This window comes from Bacillus sp. 05T22 (assembly GCF_056396765.1).
In genome coordinates this window covers 1-20,196 of record NZ_JBFTMC010000081.1, presented here as the reverse complement: position 1 = coordinate 20,196, position 20,196 = coordinate 1, and the positions used below count along the sequence as shown (strand labels likewise).

Sequence of the window (20,196 nt, the reverse complement as noted above, 5' to 3'; positions counted from 1 at the left end):
TATTTAGAAAGTATTGCATCTACCACAAATCGTAAACTTGTAAAATTATTCGATCGTGATGATGTGGCGATCTATAATTCTATTCCRACSGTAGAAGGWACAYTAATGATGGTTATTCAACATRCWGATTATACAATTCACGGTTCGAATGTAATGGTTTTAGGATTTGGTAGAACTGGAATGAGTGTAGCGAGAGCTTTTCAATCACTAGGAGCTCATGTCAAAGTAGGAGCACGACGTTCAGAACATATCGCTCGTATTTCGGAAATGATGTTTTCTCCTTTTTATATGCAGGATATTGAGAAAGAAGTAAGTGATGTTGATATTGTCATTAATACGATTCCGCACCTCGTTGTAACGGCAAGGGCTATTTCTAGGATGCCAGCTCATACGTTGATTATTGACTTGGCTTCTAAGCCTGGTGGTACGGATTTTCGTTATGCAGAGAAACGAGGGATTAAAGCCTTGTTAGCACCCGGTCTTCCAGGAATTGTTGCACCAAAAACAGCAGGGCAAATTTTAGCGAATGTTCTTTCTCAGTTATTAACGGCAGATATGATGGCAAAGGAGGAGAATGGAAAATGAGTTTAAAAGGAAAACGAATTGGGTTTGGATTTACAGGATCACATTGTACGTATGCGGAAGTTATGCCGCATGTAGAGAAACTAATTGCAGAAGGAGCAGAAGTGCGGCCGGTTGTTTCATATACTGTACAAACAACAAATACTAGATTTGGTGAAGGAGCAGAGTGGATTGAAAGGATTGAAGGGATAACAGGAAATAAGGTTATTAATTCTATTGTAGGCGCAGAACCACTCGGTCCTAAAATTCCATTAGACTGCATGGTGATTGCTCCATTAACAGGGAATTCAATGAGTAAATTTGCCAATGCAATGACAGATTCTCCTGTATTAATGGCAGCAAAGGCGACGCTTCGGAATGGAAAACCAGTTGTGTTAGCTGTTTCAACAAATGATGCTCTTGGCCTTAATGGTGTAAACCTAATGCGTTTAATGGCGACAAAACATATTTATTTTGTGCCATTTGGGCAAGATGCACCAGAAAAAAAACCCAATTCAATGGTAGCTCGTATGGAACTTCTTGAAGATACAATTATAGAAGCAATAGAAGGGAAGCAATTACAGCCAGTTGTTGTAGAAAAATTCAGATATATGAATTAAAAAACGAAAAAAAACGGACAATTTTTTACGAAACCATCATTCTTATCGCAGAATATGATAAAATTAATGTTATTAAGATTAGAAGGGGTACTCTATACTCCTTCTAATTCTAAGTATAGAAGGATTGGTATCTAGAAAGGGGCATAGTGATGGAAAAGGAAAAATCTTTTCATGTCGCTGTAGTTGGAGCAACCGGCGCAGTTGGTGAACAAATGTTAAATACTTTAGAGAAACGAGAATTTCCAATTGGGAAGTTAACGTTACTTTCATCTAAACGTTCTGCAGGCAAGAAGCTTGTATTTAAAGGAGAAGAATTCACAGTACAAGAAGCAACTCCTGAAAGCTTTGAAGGAGTCGATATTGCACTCTTTAGTGCAGGTGGATCTGTATCGAAACAACTAGCACCAGAAGCAGCAAAGCGTGGTGCAATTGTTGTTGATAATACAAGTGCATTCCGCATGACAGAAAATGTACCACTTGTTGTACCTGAAGTGAATGAAAATGACTTAAAAGAACATAGTGGTATTATTGCAAATCCAAACTGTTCTACAATTCAAATGGTAGTTGCTCTTGAACCAATTCGTCAGCAGTTTGGTTTAAAACGAGTAATCGTTTCCACATATCAAGCTGTGTCAGGTGCAGGTGCTGCTGCAATTGAAGAGCTTCATGAACAATCACAAGCAATCTTAAATGGAGAAGAAGTAAAAGCAAATGTTTTACCTGTATCAGGTGACAAAAAACATTTCCAAATTGCTTTTAATGCCATTCCACAAATTGATAAGTTTCAAGAAAATGGATTTACATTTGAAGAAATGAAAATGATTAATGAAACGAAAAAAATTATGCATATGCCCGAGTTAGAAGTAGCAGCGACATGTGTACGTTTGCCAGTTGTATCAGGTCATTCTGAGTCCGTTTACATTGAAGTGGAAAAAGAAGGCGTAACTGTAGAAGAACTGAAAAACTTGCTTGCGGATGCGGAAGGAATTGTACTGCAAGATGATCCAGCAGAACAATTATATCCAATGCCATCTACTGCGGTAGGGAAAAATGAAGTATTTGTTGGGCGTATTCGTAAAGATTTAAATAATGAAAAAGGATTCCATCTTTGGGTCGTATCTGATAACTTATTAAAAGGTGCTGCATGGAACTCTGTTCAAATTGCAGARCGATTAGTAAAATTACAATTAGTGTAAACGGCTAAGAGAAGGTGCAAAAAATGAAGATTATTGTTCAAAAATTTGGTGGTACATCGGTACGTGATGAAAACGGACGTAAGCATGCACTTCACCATATTAAAAAATCATTAGATGCTGGTTATAAAGTAGTTACGGTTGTATCAGCTATGGGACGTAAAGGTGAACCATATGCAACGGATACATTATTAAGTCTTGTAAATCAACAGGAATCTAGCATTTCAAAACGTGAGCAAGATTTATTATTATCATGCGGAGAATTAATCTCGGCAATCGTCTTTTCAAATATGCTAAATGAAAATGGTGTGAAAGCAGCAGCACTAAATGGTGCACAAGCTGGTTTTGTAACAAATAATGATTTTACGAATGCAAAGATTATTGAAATGAATTGTGATCGTATACATGAAGAGTTACAAAACGTAGATGTTGTTGTTGTTACTGGATTCCAAGGGCGAACTAAAGAAGGCGATACGACAACACTTGGACGCGGAGGTAGTGATACTTCAGCTTCAGCACTAGGTGTTGCGCTTCAAGCTGAATATATCGATATTTTTACTGATGTAGAAGGTGTGATGACTGCTGATCCAAGGATTGTAAAGGATGCGCGTCATCTTCAAAACGTAACATATAATGAAATTTGCAACATGGCTTATCAAGGTGCAAAAGTTGTTCATCCGCGCGCCGTTGAAATTGCAATGCATGCAAAAGTCCCACTTCGTGTGCGCTCCACGTACTCTGATAATGAAGGGACACTTATTGCTGCATATGTTGGTGCTACAAAAGGCCGTGATGTAGAAGAACGGCCCGTTACAGGTATCGCTCACGTATCAAACGTGACGCAAATTAAAGTGCTTGCAAAAGACGGATCGTATGATTTGCAAAAGCATGTTTTTAAAGAGATGGCAAATGAAGGAATTAGTGTAGACTTAATTAACATTTCGCCTACAGGTGTGGCTTATACAGTAAATGATAATGTATCAAGTCGTGCTGTTGAAGTTCTTCATAAGCTTGGATATGATCCGATCGTGACGGAGCACTGTGCAAAAGTATCTATTGTAGGAGCTGGAATGGCAGGTATTCCAGGAGTTACTGCGAAAATTGTCACAGCATTGGCAGAAAAAGGTGTGACAATTTTACAATCGGCAGATAGTCATACGACCATTTGGGTGCTTGTAAAAGAAGTAGATTTAGTGGAAGCTGTGAATGCATTGCATAGTGCGTTTGAGCTTTCAAAAGAAAAGCAACTGGAACAATAAGGAGTGAGACCATGATAGATTTTGGGACAATCGCGACAGCGATGGTAACACCGTTTGATAAAAATGGAAACGTCGATTTTGCAAAGACAACTAAATTGGTAAATTATTTAATTGATAACGGTACAACAGCAATTGTGGTAGGAGGAACAACCGGAGAGTCTCCTACATTGTCATCAGAAGAAAAAGTAGCGTTATATCGCCATGTTGTATCTGTTGTCGATAAAAGGGTGCCCGTAATCGCTGGAACAGGTAGCAATAATACACATGCTTCTATCGAATTAACGAAAAAAGCTACAGAAGTTGGTGTCGATGCAATTATGTTAGTGGCGCCGTATTATAATAAACCGAGTCAAGAAGGCATGTATCAGCATTTTAAAACAATTGCTGAAAGTACAGAACTTCCGGTTATGCTATATAATGTTCCAGGACGATCTATTGTACAAATCTCCGTTGATACAGTTGTTCGTTTATCAGAAATACAAAACATTGTTGCAATTAAAGATGCTGGCGGCGATGTATTAACAATGACAGAAATTATTGAAAAAACAGCGGACGACTTTGCTGTATACAGCGGTGATGATGGTTTAACGTTACCAGCTATGGCAGTTGGAGCTAAAGGTATTATTTCTGTTGCATCTCATGTGATTGGAAATGAAATGCAAGAAATGATTGCGGCATTCCAAGCAGGAGATTTCAAAAAAGCACAGAAATTGCATCAGTTACTTGTCAAAGTAACAAATGCATTATTTATGGCGCCGAGCCCAACTCCAGTCAAAACAGCGTTACAAATGGTTGGATTAGACGTAGGATCTGTACGTCTCCCACTTCTTCCATTAACAGAAGAAGAACGATTAACATTACAAGAAGTAATCCAATCGATTCCTCGCTAAATAAAAAATGGCTTAGTAAAAACTAGGCCATTTTTTATTTATTCCTCATTAACAGAGTATTTTATCTTAAGTTGCTTGTAAATAGACCATATAAGTCTCTTCTAATCAGAAATAAATGAAAAAGCCGAATTGGTAAGGAGAACATACTTATGAATAGATGGTTTATTTTATATAAAATTTCTATGCTTCTCTTCTCTTTCTCGCAAATTAACTTGTGTTCTATTTCTGGTATCAGTTATAATATGGCTAAGTAGCTTAGTACGGGTATGCTTAGCAAAATTGGAAAAAATTATGGTTTAACGGAATTTTTATATCATATCGCATAAGATATTTGATTTATATAATGAAAGAGAGGTGAAACCTGGTTTAAAAAACGAACAAGAACATGATATCGCATAACGGTAAGGACATTCGTCTTGGACGGTGAATATATGGTGGTTGTAGAGCTTCCCTGGTGTCTCTACGATTTTAGTGAAATCAGTGTTTGTAAGATTTTTAAACCAGGCAACAACATGAAGAGAAAAGAGATTGATTCTGTAAAAGTATTTGCTCTTGGTGGAGTAGGTGAAATCGGGAAAAATATGTATTGTGTGGAAATTGATTCCGAAATTTTTATTGTGGATGCAGGATTGATGTTCCCGGGAGACGAAATGTTTGGAATTGATATTGTTATCCCTGACATTACATATTTAGTAGAAAATCAAGAGCGAGTAAAAGGTTTATTTATTACACATGGTCATGAAGATCATATTGGTGGAATTGTTTATGTGCTGCGCAAACTTTCCATCCCGGTGTATGCAACGAAGTTAACGGTAGGTCTTATACAAGAAAAACTCGGTGAAGCGGGAATGCTAGGCCGTGTAGACTTAAAAACAATTGATTCGAATTCGGCTGTAGAATTTAATACGACAACGGTTTCATTCTTTGGAACAACACACAGTATCCCAGATTCTGTTGGTGTGTGCTTCCATACATCACAAGGAGCCATTGTATATACAGGAGATTTTAAATTTGACCAAACACCAATTGGCAACAGCGGGGCAGATCTTGGAAAGATGGCGCAAATTGGAAATGAAGGCGTTCTTTGTCTGTTATCAGATAGTACAAATGCTGAACGTCCTGGTTACACGGGGTCTGAAAAAGAAGTTGGTATAGAAATTTCAAAAGTATTTTACAATGCAGAAGGACGTATCATTGTTGCTTCTTTCGCATCTAATGTACATCGTATTCAACAAGTATTTGATGCAGCTGCTGAAACAGGCCGTAAAGTGGCCGTTGTAGGTCGTAGTATGGTAAAAGTGGTAGATATTGCAAGGCGTCTTGGATATTTAGACGTTCCAGATGGTATGGTTATTTCATTGCAAGAGGTAGATAATTTCCCGGAGAAGAAGGTAGCGATTTTAACAACTGGTAGTCAAGGGGAACCAATGGCAGCTCTTTCAAGAATGGCAAAGCAAGCTCATAAACAAATTTCAATCCGTAAAGGAGACACAGTTATCATTGCAGCTTCTCCAATTCCGGGAAATGAAATATCAGTATCTAAAATTATTGATTTATTATTTAGAGCTGGTGCAGAAGTTGTTTATTATGGAGAAAGAAAAGTTCATGTTTCGGGTCATGGTAGTCAAGAAGAATTGAAATTGATGCTGAATTTAATGAAACCGAAATATTTTATACCCGTACACGGCGAATTTCGTATGCAAAAAGCACATGCGTATTTGGCGGAAGATGTTGGTGTCTTGAAAGAAAACATTTTTATTGTAGAAAAGGGCGATGTAATTGCTTTTGAGGGCGAAGAGGCAAAGCAAGCTGGTAAGGTACAAGCGGGTAATGTTCTTATTGATGGATTAGGTGTAGGTGATGTCGGAAATATTGTCTTGCGTGATCGTAAGATGTTATCACAAGACGGAATTTTAGTCGTTGTTGTAACGCTTGGAAAAGATGAGAAAAAGATCATATCTGGACCAGAAATTATTTCGCGTGGTTTTGTGTATGTTCGTGAATCGGAAGCGTTAATCGAAAGGTCTACAGATATTGTACGTACAATTGTTGAACAGTCCATTAAAGAGTATTCTATTGAATGGTCCATGCTAAAACAAAATATTCGTGAATTATTAGGACAGTTTCTGTATGAGGAAACGAAGAGAAAACCGATGATTTTACCAATTATCATGGAAGTATAAGAAAAACCACCTTTATCGGTGGTTTTTTCTTTTTTATCCCTATCGCATGAAATTTACAACTTAAGAAATAATAGTTGTATAAGAGTGAAAGGGGATGCGACATGACAGAACGTGATAGTTTAACAAATGAGGAAAAAGAAGCAGAACCGAAAGAGGATTCAAAAGAGGCGTCAGTAATAGAAAAAATTCAACAACTTGGCCAAACGAATGTTCCGCAAATGAATGAATCACGTATTCACTGCTTAACGATTGTTGGACAAGTAGAAGGACATGTGCAGCTTCCACCACAAAATAAAACGACGAAATATGAACATGTAATTCCACAAATTGTGGCAATTGAGCAAAATCCAAAAATTGAAGGGTTACTTTTATTGCTAAATACTGTTGGTGGTGATGTTGAAGCTGGATTGGCAATCTCTGAAATGGTAGCTTCATTATCGAAGCCAACTGTATCTTTGGTTTTAGGTGGAGGGCACTCGATAGGTGTGCCAATTGCAGTGTCAACAGATTATTCGCTTATTGCTGAAACTGCAACGATGACGATTCATCCAGTTCGTCTGACGGGTCTTGTTATTGGTGTGCCGCAAACATTTGAGTATTTGGATAAAATGCAAGAACGTGTAATTCGATTTGTAACAAAACACTCAAAAGTGACGGAAGATCGTTTTAAAGAGCTTATGTTTGCGAAGGGAAATTTAACACGAGATATTGGAACAAATGTAATTGGAATAGATGCAGTAAAGTATGGCCTTATAGATGATGTCGGTGGTATCGGGGATGCGATTCGAAAGTTGAATGAATTAATAGACATGCGAACAGATGGAAATCAAGACGGGAAGTTGCTGCAATGATTTTGTATACAATTATGCCGGAGCAACTTGTTTATCAGGCTGATTATTCACAGTATGAACAACAAAAAATAGTGAATGTAAATGGAGTAGAGATGATTGTATCTGAAGAGAGTAGTCAATATTATTCCGTTGTTCGTGTGCTAAGTACAAATCCATCCCACTACTTACAGTATGAACCAGGCCAGAAAATAACCTTTTAGCAAAAAGCAGGATTTTGTGTAGAAGCTATGGTATAATATAAAAAACAAGACGGTTGAGCAGCCATGATTAGGCTGCTTTCTTCTGTTTATTTGACATTTTACAAGAAGTGTAAAATGTCAAATGAACAGATCTAGAAGATGTGACGAACAACATGTAGAGAATACTTTCAATGAATGAAAGTCTTACTTAATTTTTGGACTTGGGGTGAAGAAATGGCAAAACAAAAGCAAAGAGGGACGAAATCAAAAGCAAGACGTACGATAAAGCCAACTTTGTATTACGAAATCGTCGGATTGACTCTTTTTGCACTTTCAATCATTACAATTTTACAGCTAGGTATTGTAGGGAAATCGTTTGTTTTCTTCTTTCGCTTTTTCTTTGGTGAATGGTACATAATTGGTGTGCTTGGTGTGATTGCATTGTCGATTGCATTTGTTATAAAGCGCGCATGGCCAAACCTTTTAAATAAACGGTTAATCGGTGTCTATTTAATTGTATTAGCAATAGTAATGTTTAGTCATATTACATTATTTAATTTGCTTTCAAAAGAAGGAACCGTAGAAAATACATCTGTGATTGTCAGTACAAAAGATTTATTTTTTTATGAGATGAAGAAAGGTGTAGTAAAGTCCGTTCACTTAGGCGGGGGGATGGTTGGTGCCCTTATGTTTGCTACATGCTACTTTTTGTTTGATGAAGCAGGAGCCTACATTATAGGTATCATTCTTGTTATTCTTGGTATACTTTGCATTACAAACAAACACATTGGGGAAGTGTTAGCCCCGGTTGGACGAATACTCAGAAGTCAATTTCAGGGGATGCAAGGGGATTACAAGGATTGGAGATCGAAACGTACTGCTGAACAAACAGAAAAGAAAAAAACGACAAGGCGTACGCGTAGTGAACGTTTTGATAGCGAAGAAGAAATTACTGAGCCGTTAGAAGAGATAGAAATTGGACCGCCAATTATTTCGAATTTTACAGAGAACTATCCAGTTAGTGAAGAAAAAGATAAGGAAAGTGAAGATGAGATTGCAAATGAGTTGATTGCGCCGCCTTCTATGGCAGAGGAAGAGATTCCATCTGCATCAAAAGAACGAACACAAAAGAAACGAGGAGAAAAAATTGTTGAATCTCTGGAAGGAGAAACAAAAGCTCCTCCAATGCAATTTTCAAATGTGGAAAACAAAGATTACAAGCTTCCTTCTATCGATATATTGAAGTTCCCAAAAAATAAACAGGTTACAAATGAAAATGAGAAAATTTATGAAAATGCTCGTAAGTTGGAACGTACTTTTCAAAGTTTTGGTGTAAAGGCAAAAGTAACGAAAGTGCATAAAGGACCTGCAGTTACGAAATATGAAGTGTATCCTGATATGGGAGTAAAGGTAAGTAAAATTGTTAGTTTGAGTGATGATTTAGCACTCGCATTAGCTGCGAARGATATTCGTATTGAGGCCCCTATTCCTGGGAAATCCGCGGTAGGGATTGAAGTTCCAAATTCAGAGGTTTCTATGGTAACGCTTAGAGAAGTACTTGATTCGAAAGCGAATAATCATCCGGAAGAAAAGTTATTAATTGGTCTTGGGCGTGATATTACTGGTGAAGCAGTATTAGCACGTCTAAATAAGATGCCCCATCTATTAGTAGCTGGAGCGACTGGTAGTGGAAAGAGTGTATGTATTAATGGTATTATTGTTAGTATTTTAATGCGTGCCAAACCACATGAAGTCAAATTAATGATGATTGATCCGAAAATGGTAGAGTTGAACGTATATAATGGTGTTCCGCACTTATTAACACCTGTTGTAACGGATCCGAAAAAAGCATCACAAGCTTTGAAAAAAGTTGTGAGTGAGATGGAGCGTCGCTATGAATTATTTGCTCATAGTGGAACGCGTAACATTGAAGGATATAATGAATACATTAGACATCATAATGAACAATCAGAAGCAAAACAGCCTGAGCTTCCATACATTGTTGTTATCGTGGACGAGTTGGCCGATTTAATGATGATTGCTTCTTCAGATGTAGAAGATGCAATTATGCGCCTAGCACAGATGGCACGTGCTGCTGGTATTCATTTAATTATCGCGACGCAGCGCCCATCTGTTGATGTTATTACAGGTGTTATCAAAGCAAATATTCCATCACGTATTGCGTTTGCTGTGTCTTCACAAACTGACTCTCGAACGATTCTTGATGGCGGAGGCGCTGAAAAATTATTAGGACGAGGGGATATGCTGTTCATACCAATTGGAGCATCGAAACCAGTTCGTGTACAAGGTGCATTTTTATCAGATGATGAAGTGGAAAGAGTTGTGGAATATGTTATTGGACAACAAAAAGCGCAATATCAAGAGGACATGATTCCACAGGATGTACCAGAAACAAGACAAGAAGTAGAAGATGAATTATATGATGAAGCGGTTCAGCTTGTTGTAGAAATGCAAACGGCTTCTGTTTCTATGTTACAACGTAGATTCCGAGTGGGATATACACGTGCGGCGCGTTTAATTGATGCGATGGAGATGAATGGTGTAGTTGGACCTTATGAAGGTAGTAAGCCGAGAGAAGTTTTGATTAAAGATATACAAGAAAAAAGTTCTTAATAAAAAAGCCCAATTGTTTACTTTTACTGAAAGACACGTTAGGTGAAGTTTGAGGCTTAATCTCACAATAAAGACATGTTGTTTAACAATTATAAGGAAAAAGAAAAGGAGTGGGTTTCCCACTCCTTTTATCACGACTGTCTCATTAAAAAATGTTTTAGACTATAGAAAAAAGTATTAAACTGTTAAAAAATAGTTGTAGACTGAAAAGGTGTTTTTGTAAATGTGTAGAAGTAATAAAGTTCTTTAATTTTAAAACCTCAAACACGCATAACCCCATGCTGATTTTAGGATGGGGTTAAAATAAAATTGTTTAATTTTTGATGTAGATTACTTCACTATACTTAAAAATATAACAATAAAGTTGTTTAAATCTAAGAGTTATTCAATAATCACGCCCGATTGTGGAACATCACCAAGCTTCTATTAGCTGGTTAGTTGAAGAAGAATTTGTTCCACAACTCTTAAGTTATGATACTTAAGAGTTAAATTCACCTCCTACAATCCCTTCAAAGCCGTCAATCTCCATCTTTTGAATTCCCTGAGCATTGCTGATCCTAAGCCAAACAACTATACCACCTCTAGCAAAATAATTAACATATCATATTCAAGAAAGGTTAGTTAGCTAATAGCATATGTTTTATTGAAAGGGTGTGATTGAATTATGGATCGGCAGAAATGGGGCGTTGGAGTATTAGTATTTGTTGGCTGCATGTTTCTTGGTGGAGGAGTGGGATCTTTGTTAGGAAGTTCCCAAATTGGATGGCTGATAGGAATGGGTGTTGGATTTCTTGGGATGGCTTTAACGAGACTGATTGGAAAATAATAGAACAGGGGTTCTTCTTCCAGTAAATAAGGCAATATGCATTTAAGTAATTACTTACATACTAGCCCTGTAACATGTAGTAATCGTACTCATACAAAGCCACTCTCTAACAGAAAGTGGCTCTTTTTGTTTTCGGCTCTGTTAAATTTCATTGTTGATTTTTAGTCAAATAAAAAGCCGATGTTTTACATAACGGGTTCTCTTTTGGAGTACAAAATTAGACATCACACAACTTTTGACAACACAAATCACAACATAATAGACCATCAATTGACACAAAGATTCGCTTGAAAGCGGGATTTTTTGCTTACTCAATTTGTAGCTTTGAAATAAAATTTGATCAAAAATACCTCGCAATCCCAAGTTTTACGATAAATAAAAAGAATCCATTTTGAAAAAAGTTCGATCCTTTCTACACCTATGTTGTTTCACAATCGCGCCCGTTTGTGGCATAAAATGACAAGGTCACGGAAATGAGCCACTTTATTTAAAGTAACGTTCTTTCCGCATTAAAGTGAATAAAATCAATTTAAGGAAATAAATTAAAAATAATAAAGAAGTAAACAAAAAAGAGAAAGAAGAAACCGGGAATTTCCAAGGAAGGTTGTGGTGAACATCAAGGTTAGGAATTTTTATTATCTGATTGCAGGCATCCTTGCGATGCTGTTTGCCGTCACGCACGCATGGAACGGGCAATCCGCTGTGCTACCGACGCTCAACATTGAGGCGATATCCGTGGGTACCCGGACAGTATTCACGTATGTCTGGCACATCATCACGGCGGAAAATCTGGTCTTCGGCATCGCTTTCATTTTCATGTCATTCCAAACCGAGCGATCAAAGATCCGGTTTGCCGCATGGTTGATTGCGGCGATCCTGATCGTCCGACTAATGGTTATTCTTGGTGTAACGGCATTGCTTGACGTATCGGGGCTTACGGATACGCTTATAGATTCGATTGCCATCGTAATCTATGTTGCCCTCATCATACTGGGCACAAGAGTGAAGAAAAAGCAGTACGATGGTCAGCAACCACAGTAACAGAGATGTCCGAGTTGTCTTCTAACTCTGTAAGAGGGTAAACCCCATGCCCATCAAGCTAATAACAAAAAACGAGTTACATACTACCGTTTTTCTCAAAACCCGAATCAACTGGGACCTGAACAGAATGTCGTGCAGACCTAAATGAGCGTTATCAAGATAGAGGACATTAACACCAGGAATTAAAGATTCTAATGTCCTCTAAGGCTTAACCAAAAAGGATGTTATTATTTCCGCTCAAGTTTAAATGTAAAAGTTACAGGTATCTTGGGGTTACCCGTTATTCCAGAATATGGCCCAATTCAAAAAGATACGTCTTTATATATGCACGCCTCGATTTTGATTAAAGATTAATTTCAGTAGCTTTCAAAAATATTTACTATACAAATCGCGTCTCAACTTTCCGCTCAGCTGAGCATATATTCTCGTGGTTTCACTCTTCTCATGACCAAGTAAGCTTTGTATTACTTCAAGTGGCGCACCGTTGTTAATCATATGTGTAGCATAGCTATGACGTAATTGATGAGGATGAATACTCTTTTTAATCCCGGCACGATTCGATATACGTTTGATAATAAATCTTAGGTTATCAATACTCATACGTCTTTTTGGCCTTCTTTCCGTAATAAACAAACAAGGCTCCCCATCATCTCTTTCATCTAAGGTGAATATCCCTCAATTTTTTTATCTAATTGATACTTCTCCCAGGCCTCAGATAATAACATTATTCTTCACGCTCCCATTCTATAAATCAATTAATCTAGATTCCATTATGTTCAAGAAGAGTCTCTTTTATACGCTAGTTATTCAACAATCGTATAAAACAAAAAATTACTTAACTATGAGAACACTTGAAATACAAGAAAAAGACGCTTTCTCTATAACAGAATAGCGCCCTTTAATTGGATAAGACATCTGAAATTTTATCCACAATTATTATTAATTACAGTAACTTTTCAGGTTTTTCACATTATTTATTGCTCAAACCTTATTTAATATTACATTGTTGATCCATTACTCCCCTTATATCACTCTGATAGTGCAAAGTAGCCAATCCGAATAAGATCCCTGCGACTAAGAACCAAGGTTCGAAAAGCAACAGGTCTATTAGAATCATATAATCGACGTCTATTGTTGCCCATGCGGAAAAATCGAAAAATTCTAAAGGAATAACACCAGCTAGAAAAAGCCCCTTAGTAATATATCCATAGACAGCATGCGTGATTGGCAATATGCAAGCAAACCAGCCCATAGCAAGCATTAAATATCTTGGGATCTTTTGTCCCCAAGGATGAACTAGTAATAGTGCAAATATTGCTGCTGCTAACAACACTACAGATGCTCCCCAGTTTACTGCTTCCCACATCGCCTCATCTTTCCAAACCCCAGGCATCCATGCCATTCCTCCAAATGCCCAATAAACGTGAATCGGAATATACAAGAGCGACCAGATACATACGGCATAACCAGCCCATTTCATTTGACTAATCTTCAATTCCTTTCACCCCACCATCATTATATGCAGCAAAATTAAAAGTAAAGGTTTGATTTACTTTCTAATAATTCTTTACTTTACAATCTGGCCCGATTGTTGAAGAACTGAATGGGCTTTTTTATATGGTTCTTTTGTTATATACTATAGTCATCAAGAAAGAAAGGGCTTACACCTTAGGGTGATTCTTTAGAATGCGAATGATTTTAATGTTATTTTTGAAAAACGTTCGAGATTAGTTGTAGAAAAGTGTTGAATTATGTTGACACATATGGGAGCAAGTGGTAAGATTACTTCGAAAAGAATCACTGCCTCATATAATCTTGGAGATAAGGTCCATAAGTTTCTACCTGGCAACCATGAATTGCTAGACTATGAGGGGAAAAGTGTGTAACAAAGGATGTAAGGGATCTTTGTATCTAACTTTTTCTCTATATGAGGAATGTTGGGGTGCAAAGTTTTTTTTATGAAATAAAGATAGAAAATTTCATTTTGAAAAATTATTAACACTTATTCGACAAATGTTATTGTATCGTATCGTTATGTAAGGTATATCATGTATTGGTTGAAAATCGAGAACAGAAGTCTTACATCAGAGGTCGAATAATTGGAATGCGGGGGAGTCTTRTGTCAGTTAAATCCGATAGTCGACACTTATATTTACGGGTGATCGATCATATTAAAGAGAAAATCAAAAGCGGGGCATATAAAGAAAAACAAAAGTTGCCTTCAGAGTTTGATTTAGCAAAAGAACTTGGCGTAAGTAGAGCGACTTTACGGGAAGCATTGCGTATTTTAGAAGAGGATAATGTTGTTATTCGCAGACATGGCGTTGGTACTTTTGTGAATGCAAAGCCGTTGTTTTCTTCTGGAATTGAACAACTTTCTAGTATTACAGATATGATTTCTAGTGTGGGGAAAACACCGGGAACAATCTTTTTATCATCATCTACTACGAGTCTAACAGAAGAGGAAAAAGAAAAGTTTAATAGYGATGAAGGCTTTGAGGCTGTGATGATTGAGCGTGTTCGTACAGCAGATGGGGAACCTGTTGTCTATTGCATTGACAAGTTGGCAAAAGAAGTATTACCAGATTTGTCTGATTATAATGAGGAATCGCTACTTACTGTTATTCATAATAACACGCATAAACGCATTACATACGCGGTTGCTCATATTGAACCAATTGGTTATCATCCGAAAATATCACCAATTTTACAATGCGAACCAGAAACAGCGCTGCTGATTCTAAAGCAAATGCACTATGATCAAAATGATGAACCAATCTTATATTCTATTAATTATTTCAGAGCAGATAAATTTAGCTTCCACGTATTAAGAAAACGCATGTAATAAAGTTCCTTTTTAGGGAGGTGACAGCAAGAAGAAGGGGACACTAGCATATTAATAGATACATATATCATTTAGGAGGGGTTTCTAGTATGAAGAAAAAAACAGGTCTTTTACTATCATTAACGTTAGCGGCGAGTACAGTGTTAGGTGCATGTGGTAACTCGGATAAAGCAAGTGGAGATAAAAAAGATGGAAAGAGCATTAAAGTAGGTATGGTTACAGACGTTGGGGGCGTTGATGATAAATCATTTAACCAATCTTCTTGGGAAGGTTTACAAAAATTCGGTAAAGATAATGGGCTAAAAGAGAAGACGAACTATCGTTACCTTCAGTCTGAAAAAGAAGCAGATTATATTCCGAACTTAAAGAAATTTGCAAAAGATAAATATGATTTATCTTTTGGTATTGGTTATAAATTAGAAAAAGCAATTGAAGAAGTTGCGAAAGAAAATCCAAAGCAACAGTTTGCGATTGTAGATACTGTAGTAAAGCAACCGAACGTAACAAGTATTACATTTAAGGATCATGAAGGATCATTCCTTGTAGGTGCAGTAGCAGCGATGTCAACAAAAACAAATAAAGTTGGGTTTGTTGGTGGAATGAAGAGTGATTTAATTAGTAAGTTTGAGAATGGATTTAAAGCTGGTGCTAAAGCTGTTAACCCAAATATTGAGATTGTATCTGAATATGCAGAAGCATTTGATAAACCTGAAAAAGGTGCTGCACTTGCATCAGCAATGTACGGACAAGGAGTAGACGTAATTTATCATGCTGCTGGTGGTACTGGTAACGGAGTGTTTACTGAAGCGAAAAACCGTAAGAAGAAAGGTGAAAATGTTTGGGTAATCGGTGTTGACCGTGACCAAAATCAAGAAGGTATGCCTGAAAACGTAACGCTAACTTCTATGGTAAAACGCGTTGATGTTGCGGTTGAAAAAGTAGCACAAGAAGCAAAAGATGGTAAGTTAGAAGGCGGAAAAGTAGAAGCGTTTGGTTTGAAAGATGAAGGTGTTGGCATTGCGAAAACAACTGATAATGTGAAAAAAGTAAATCCAGAAATTTTACCAAAAGTAGAAGAGTTTGAAAAGAAAATTACTGCTGGTGAAATTAAAGTACCTGCTACTGATAAAGAGTACAAAGAATACGAAGCTGCTCTTAAGAAATAATAGAGAAATAGCAAAGGTTAGTTCTTAGAACTAGCCTTTGTATATATAAAATTACTTTTAATAGAGTGTAATTGGGGACTGTTCCCTGCTAAAAGGAGGAACAAAATGGAATACGTAATTGAGATGAATAATATTACAAAAGTATTCCCAGGCATTGTAGCGAACGATAATATTACGCTGCAAGTAAAACAGGGAGAAATACATGCTTTACTCGGAGAAAATGGTGCAGGGAAATCAACGTTAATGAATGTACTATTTGGTTTGTATCAGCCAGAGCAGGGAGAAATTAAAATTAAAGGAAACCCTGTGAAAATTACAAATCCGAACATCGCAAATGACTATGGAATTGGTATGGTCCATCAACATTTTATGCTCGTTCATAATTTTACAGTTACAGAGAATATTATTCTTGGAAATGAACCAAAGAATAAAGGAAAGATTGCTATTGATGAAGCAGCGAAAGAAATTAAACAGTTGTCTGAACAATACGGTTTAGCGGTGGATCCGTATGCAAAAATCGAGGATATTTCAGTTGGTATGCAACAACGCGTTGAGATTTTAAAAACGCTCTATCGCGGGGCAGAAATTTTAATATTTGATGAACCGACGGCAGTGTTAACTCCTCAAGAGATTCATGAGCTTATTCAAATTATGAAAAAGCTTGTGCAAGAAGGTAAATCTATTATTCTTATTACACATAAGTTAAAAGAAATTATGGAAGTTTGTGATCGTTGTACGATTATTCGTAAAGGAAAAGGAATCGGAACGGTTGACGTTGCAAATACAGATGAACATAAACTTGCAGAACTAATGGTCGGACGTCAAGTGAATTTTAAAACAGAAAAAATAGATGCCAGACCTAAGGAAGATGTACTTTCTATTGCAAACCTTGTTGTTCATGATGTGCGCCAATTGCCTGCTGTAAAAGGCCTTGACTTAACTGTTCGTGCAGGAGAAATCGTCGGTATTGCAGGGATTGATGGGAATGGACAAAGTGAATTAATAGAGGCAATTACTGGTTTACGAAAAGTTGAGTCAGGTTCTATTGCAATTAATGGGAAAGAAATCACAAACTGGCCTGTTAGACGAATTACGGAAGAAGGAGTCGGTCATATTCCAGAAGACCGTCATAAACATGGACTCGTTCTTGATTTTTCCGTTAGAGATAATATTGTTTTACAAACATATTATAAGAATCCATTTTCAAATAAAGGAATTTTAAATTTTAGTAAAATAACGAAAAAGGCAAAAGAGCTGATTGAGCAGTTTGATGTACGTACACCTAGCGAGCAAACAGTAGCTCGTGCATTATCTGGCGGGAACCAGCAAAAGGCAATTATTGCACGTGAAGTAGATCGTGATCCAGATTTATTAATTGCAGCGCAGCCGACACGTGGTTTAGATGTAGGTGCGATTGAATTTATTCATAAGAAATTAATTGAACAGAGAGATAAGGGGAAAGCGGTGCTTCTTCTTTCTTTAGAACTCGATGAAATTTTAAATGTGAGTGACCGCGTTGCTGTTATTTATGAAGGGAAAATTGTCGCGATTGTTAATGCAAAAGAAACAAATGAAAAACAATTAGGTCTTTTAATGGCTGGTGGAACAGGGGAAGCGAAGGTGAGTACAAATGGCTAAAAAGTTTTTAACGGAGCGAACGATTAATATTTTAGTTCCTGTATTATCCGTTATATTTGGGTTGCTTGTTGGTGCCATTGTTATGTTAGTTAGTGGGTATGATCCGATTGTTGGATATAGTGCACTTTGGACTGGGATGTTCGGAAGTCCCAGTGCAATTGGAGAGACGTTTCGTACAATGATTCCGCTTATTCTTGCGGGGTTATCGGTAGCTTTTGCGTTTCGTACGGGATTATTTAATATCGGAGTAGAAGGGCAATTGTTAGTTGGTTGGCTTGCGGCTGTTTGGTTTGGTTATGCAGTATCATTACCTGCCTTTCTTCATATTCCATTGTCTATTTTAGTGGCAGCTATAGTTGGTGGACTATGGGGATTTATTCCGGGATATTTGAAAGGGAAATTTAAGGTTAATGAAGTTATTGTAACGATTATGATGAACTACATTGCATTATATGTTACATATGACATCATTAAACGTTTTTTACATGAAGGCAATGACAAAACATATGATATTCAGCCGAGCGCGTCATTAGCTTCAGATTGGTTAGCTTCTTTAACAGATGGCTCTCGTCTTCACTGGGGAATTGTTGTCGCAATTTTTGTTACGATTCTTATGTGGTTCTTATTAGATAGAACAACTTTAGGTTATGAATTGAAATCAGTTGGTTTTAACCAACAAGCGTCTCAATATGCGGGTATGAAAGTGTCTCGTAATGTTGTGTTATCTATGACAATTGCGGGTGCATTTGCCGGTATTGGTGGCGCGATGGAAGGGCTTGGAACATTCCAAAGTATGACGGCAATGGCTACATTTACCGGAATTGGATTTGACGGGATTGCGGTAGCACTTCTTGGAGGGAATAATCCATTTGGTATTATACTTGCTGCGTTATTATTTGGAGGTTTAAAAAGTGCAGCGCCGCAAATGAACTTTGAAGCAGATGTACCATCTGAGTTAATTAATGTAATTATTGCATGTATTATTTTCTTTGTTGCTTGTAGTTATATTTTACGCTGGGCACTTACGCGCATGAGCAAGGAGGGGAAATAAATGAGCTTTCTAGATGTTTTAGCCATTCTTGTGACGGGTACGTTATACACGGCAGCACCTCTAATCTTTACAGCGTTAGGTGGCGTATTTAGTGAGCGTTCTGGTGTTGTAAATATCGCATTGGAAGGATTAATGTTATTTGGGGCATTTGTTGGTGTTGTTACCACGCTATTAATGGGGGATACTTGGGGGGCTATGACTCCTTGGATTGCACTTATATTTGCAGCAATTGGTAGCGGATTATTTGCACTTCTTCATGCAGTTGCATCGATTACATTCCGTGCGGATCAAGTTGTTAGTGGAGTAGCAATTAACTTTTTATCTCTTGGTTTAACTGTTTTTGCGATTAAGAAAATCTTTGGTAAAGGTCAAACTGATTTTATTCACTACCGTATTGAGAAAATTGATGTTCCAGGACTGTCGGATATTCCGGTTATTGGAAAAATCTTTTTCTCAAATGTACCATTAACATCGTATATTGCCATTATTTTAGCATTTGTTGTTTGGTATATCATTTATAAAACACCGTTTGGTCTTCGTCTTCGTGCGGTTGGTGAACATCCGATGGCTGCGGATACAATGGGGATTAATGTATATAAAATGCGTTATATTGCTGTTTGTATTTCAGGGATGTTTGCTGGAGTAGGCGGTGCAACCTTTGCACTGTCAATCTCAAACAACTTCTCAGGTGCAACGATTACGGGACAAGGTTTTTTAGCGTTAGCTGCTATGATCTTTGGGAAATGGAACCCAATTGGTGCACTAGGAGCTGCTTTATTCTTTGGATTTGCACAATCACTAGGGGTAACTGGTGGTACAATCCCTGTATTAAAAGAAATTCCGAGTGTTTTCTTAGCGATATTACCATATGTGTTCACGATTTTAGCACTTGTCGGTTTTGTAGGACGTTCAGAAGCTCCAAAAGCACTTGGAACACCGTATGAAAAAGGAAAAAGATAATCGTTTAAAAAGTATAGAAAAAGCTCGCACATTAGGAAGGCACTGAAAAAGTGTTTACTTTGAAAAAATAACACGAATTTTATCAATATGTTGAAAAGAAAAAGGAGTCCATTACCTGTATATAGTAGGTGATGAACTCCTTTTTCTTATGAAGTGGACTTTTTCAGTGGCCTACACATTAGTGCGGGCTTTTTTACATAGAATATGCTTAATACATGAACTCCTTTTTCTTATGAAGTGGACTTTTTCAGTGGCCTACACATTAGTGCGGGCTTTTTTACATAGAATATGCTTAATAC

General features: G+C 37.2%; 17 protein-coding genes, 1 pseudogene and 1 riboswitch. Of the genes and pseudogenes, 16 read left to right on the top strand and 2 right to left on the bottom strand.

Going from position 1 to position 20,196, the window contains the following annotated elements:
• The 11 genes from dpaA to AC1DIT_RS20285 all read left to right on the top strand — a co-directional run.
• On the top strand, window positions 1-585 hold a 585-nt coding region (gene dpaA / locus AC1DIT_RS20335), incomplete at its 5' end, for a dipicolinic acid synthetase subunit A (protein ID WP_476998367.1).
• Window positions 582-1,181: a dipicolinate synthase subunit B gene (locus AC1DIT_RS20330; protein WP_016115938.1), complete on the top strand. Its 600-nt coding sequence runs from the start codon at window positions 582-584 to the stop codon at window positions 1,179-1,181. The genes dpaA and AC1DIT_RS20330, both read left to right, overlap by 4 nt.
• Window positions 1,182-1,330: 149 nt before the next feature.
• Entirely contained in the window at window positions 1,331-2,377 is a 1,047-nt protein-coding gene (gene asd / locus AC1DIT_RS20325; RefSeq protein ID WP_016115937.1) for an aspartate-semialdehyde dehydrogenase, read from the top strand.
• A 23-nt stretch (window positions 2,378-2,400) separates the two neighbouring features.
• Entirely contained in the window at window positions 2,401-3,633 is a 1,233-nt protein-coding gene (gene dapG, locus AC1DIT_RS20320; RefSeq protein ID WP_016133221.1) for an aspartate kinase, read from the top strand.
• Window positions 3,634-3,644: 11 nt separating this feature from the next.
• Complete coding sequence (gene dapA / locus AC1DIT_RS20315) at window positions 3,645-4,523, top strand: 4-hydroxy-tetrahydrodipicolinate synthase (RefSeq protein WP_003203717.1); 879 nt, start codon at window positions 3,645-3,647, stop codon at window positions 4,521-4,523.
• A gap of 512 nt (window positions 4,524-5,035) precedes the next feature.
• On the top strand, window positions 5,036-6,706 hold the full coding sequence (locus tag AC1DIT_RS20310) for a ribonuclease J (RefSeq protein WP_006095695.1): 1,671 nt from the start codon (window positions 5,036-5,038) through the stop codon (window positions 6,704-6,706).
• A gap of 101 nt (window positions 6,707-6,807) precedes the next feature.
• Window positions 6,808-7,557 carry a ClpP family protease gene (locus AC1DIT_RS20305; protein WP_016115934.1) on the top strand — a complete coding sequence of 250 codons (750 nt, stop codon included), beginning with the start codon at window positions 6,808-6,810 and terminating at the stop codon, window positions 7,555-7,557.
• Window positions 7,554-7,757, top strand: coding sequence for a YlzJ-like family protein (locus tag AC1DIT_RS20300; RefSeq protein WP_016115933.1), 204 nt, complete (start codon window positions 7,554-7,556; stop codon window positions 7,755-7,757). The genes AC1DIT_RS20305 and AC1DIT_RS20300 overlap by 4 nt, the downstream gene beginning before the upstream one ends.
• Window positions 7,758-7,970: 213 nt before the next feature.
• Window positions 7,971-10,370, top strand: coding sequence for a DNA translocase FtsK (locus AC1DIT_RS20295; protein WP_033671425.1), 2,400 nt, complete (start codon window positions 7,971-7,973; stop codon window positions 10,368-10,370).
• 664 nt (window positions 10,371-11,034) lie between these two features.
• Window positions 11,035-11,196 (top strand): hypothetical protein, encoded by a 162-nt coding sequence (locus AC1DIT_RS20290; protein WP_033671424.1) that lies wholly within the window; start codon window positions 11,035-11,037, stop codon window positions 11,194-11,196.
• 606 nt (window positions 11,197-11,802) lie between these two features.
• Window positions 11,803-12,237, top strand: coding sequence for a hypothetical protein (locus tag AC1DIT_RS20285; RefSeq protein ID WP_016133220.1), 435 nt, complete (start codon window positions 11,803-11,805; stop codon window positions 12,235-12,237).
• A 366-nt stretch (window positions 12,238-12,603) separates the two neighbouring features.
• Here the strand turns inward: AC1DIT_RS20285 and AC1DIT_RS20280 are convergent.
• Window positions 12,604-12,900 (bottom strand): annotated as a pseudogene (locus tag AC1DIT_RS20280) (tyrosine-type recombinase/integrase); the annotation flags it as partial.
• Window positions 12,901-13,225: 325 nt separating this feature from the next.
• Window positions 13,226-13,732: a DUF3995 domain-containing protein gene (locus tag AC1DIT_RS20275; protein WP_229161841.1), complete on the bottom strand. Its 507-nt coding sequence runs from the start codon at window positions 13,730-13,732 to the stop codon at window positions 13,226-13,228.
• Between the two features lie 290 nt (window positions 13,733-14,022).
• Window positions 14,023-14,124: riboswitch (purine riboswitch) on the top strand.
• Window positions 14,125-14,356: 232 nt separating this feature from the next.
• Between AC1DIT_RS20275 and AC1DIT_RS20270 the strand changes: the two genes are divergently transcribed.
• The 5 genes from AC1DIT_RS20270 to AC1DIT_RS20250 all read left to right on the top strand — a co-directional run bounded on the left by AC1DIT_RS20270 (window position 14,357) and on the right by AC1DIT_RS20250 (window position 19,897).
• Window positions 14,357-15,082, top strand: a complete 726-nt coding sequence (locus tag AC1DIT_RS20270; protein WP_016115928.1) for a GntR family transcriptional regulator — start codon at window positions 14,357-14,359, stop codon at window positions 15,080-15,082.
• 89 nt (window positions 15,083-15,171) lie between these two features.
• On the top strand, window positions 15,172-16,248 hold the full coding sequence (locus AC1DIT_RS20265; protein WP_016133219.1) for a BMP family lipoprotein: 1,077 nt from the start codon (window positions 15,172-15,174) through the stop codon (window positions 16,246-16,248).
• Between the two features lie 105 nt (window positions 16,249-16,353).
• Complete coding sequence (locus AC1DIT_RS20260) at window positions 16,354-17,886, top strand: ABC transporter ATP-binding protein (protein ID WP_016133218.1); 1,533 nt, start codon at window positions 16,354-16,356, stop codon at window positions 17,884-17,886.
• On the top strand, window positions 17,879-18,937 hold the full coding sequence (locus AC1DIT_RS20255) for an ABC transporter permease (protein WP_016133217.1): 1,059 nt from the start codon (window positions 17,879-17,881) through the stop codon (window positions 18,935-18,937). Before AC1DIT_RS20260 ends, AC1DIT_RS20255 begins: the two co-directional genes overlap by 8 nt.
• Entirely contained in the window at window positions 18,938-19,897 is a 960-nt protein-coding gene (locus AC1DIT_RS20250) for an ABC transporter permease (protein ID WP_003199393.1), read from the top strand.
• Window positions 19,898-20,196 lie beyond the last annotated feature (299 nt).

Bases quoted from the DNA above. Each gene is read 5' to 3' on its own strand.
- AC1DIT_RS20330 (WP_016115938.1), top strand. From the start codon at position 582: ATGAGTTTAAAAGGAAAACGAATTGGGTTTGGATTTACAGGATCACAT.
- dapG (WP_016133221.1), top strand. From the start codon at position 2,401: ATGAAGATTATTGTTCAAAAATTTGGTGGTACATCGGTACGTGATGAA.
- dapA (WP_003203717.1), top strand. From the start codon at position 3,645: ATGATAGATTTTGGGACAATCGCGACAGCGATGGTAACACCGTTTGAT.
- AC1DIT_RS20310 (WP_006095695.1), top strand. From the start codon at position 5,036: ATGAAGAGAAAAGAGATTGATTCTGTAAAAGTATTTGCTCTTGGTGGA.
- AC1DIT_RS20305 (WP_016115934.1), top strand. From the start codon at position 6,808: ATGACAGAACGTGATAGTTTAACAAATGAGGAAAAAGAAGCAGAACCG.
- AC1DIT_RS20300 (WP_016115933.1), top strand. From the start codon at position 7,554: ATGATTTTGTATACAATTATGCCGGAGCAACTTGTTTATCAGGCTGAT.
- AC1DIT_RS20290 (WP_033671424.1), top strand. From the start codon at position 11,035: ATGGATCGGCAGAAATGGGGCGTTGGAGTATTAGTATTTGTTGGCTGC.
- AC1DIT_RS20265 (WP_016133219.1), top strand. From the start codon at position 15,172: ATGAAGAAAAAAACAGGTCTTTTACTATCATTAACGTTAGCGGCGAGT.
- AC1DIT_RS20260 (WP_016133218.1), top strand. From the start codon at position 16,354: ATGGAATACGTAATTGAGATGAATAATATTACAAAAGTATTCCCAGGC.
- AC1DIT_RS20255 (WP_016133217.1), top strand. From the start codon at position 17,879: ATGGCTAAAAAGTTTTTAACGGAGCGAACGATTAATATTTTAGTTCCT.
- AC1DIT_RS20250 (WP_003199393.1), top strand. From the start codon at position 18,938: ATGAGCTTTCTAGATGTTTTAGCCATTCTTGTGACGGGTACGTTATAC.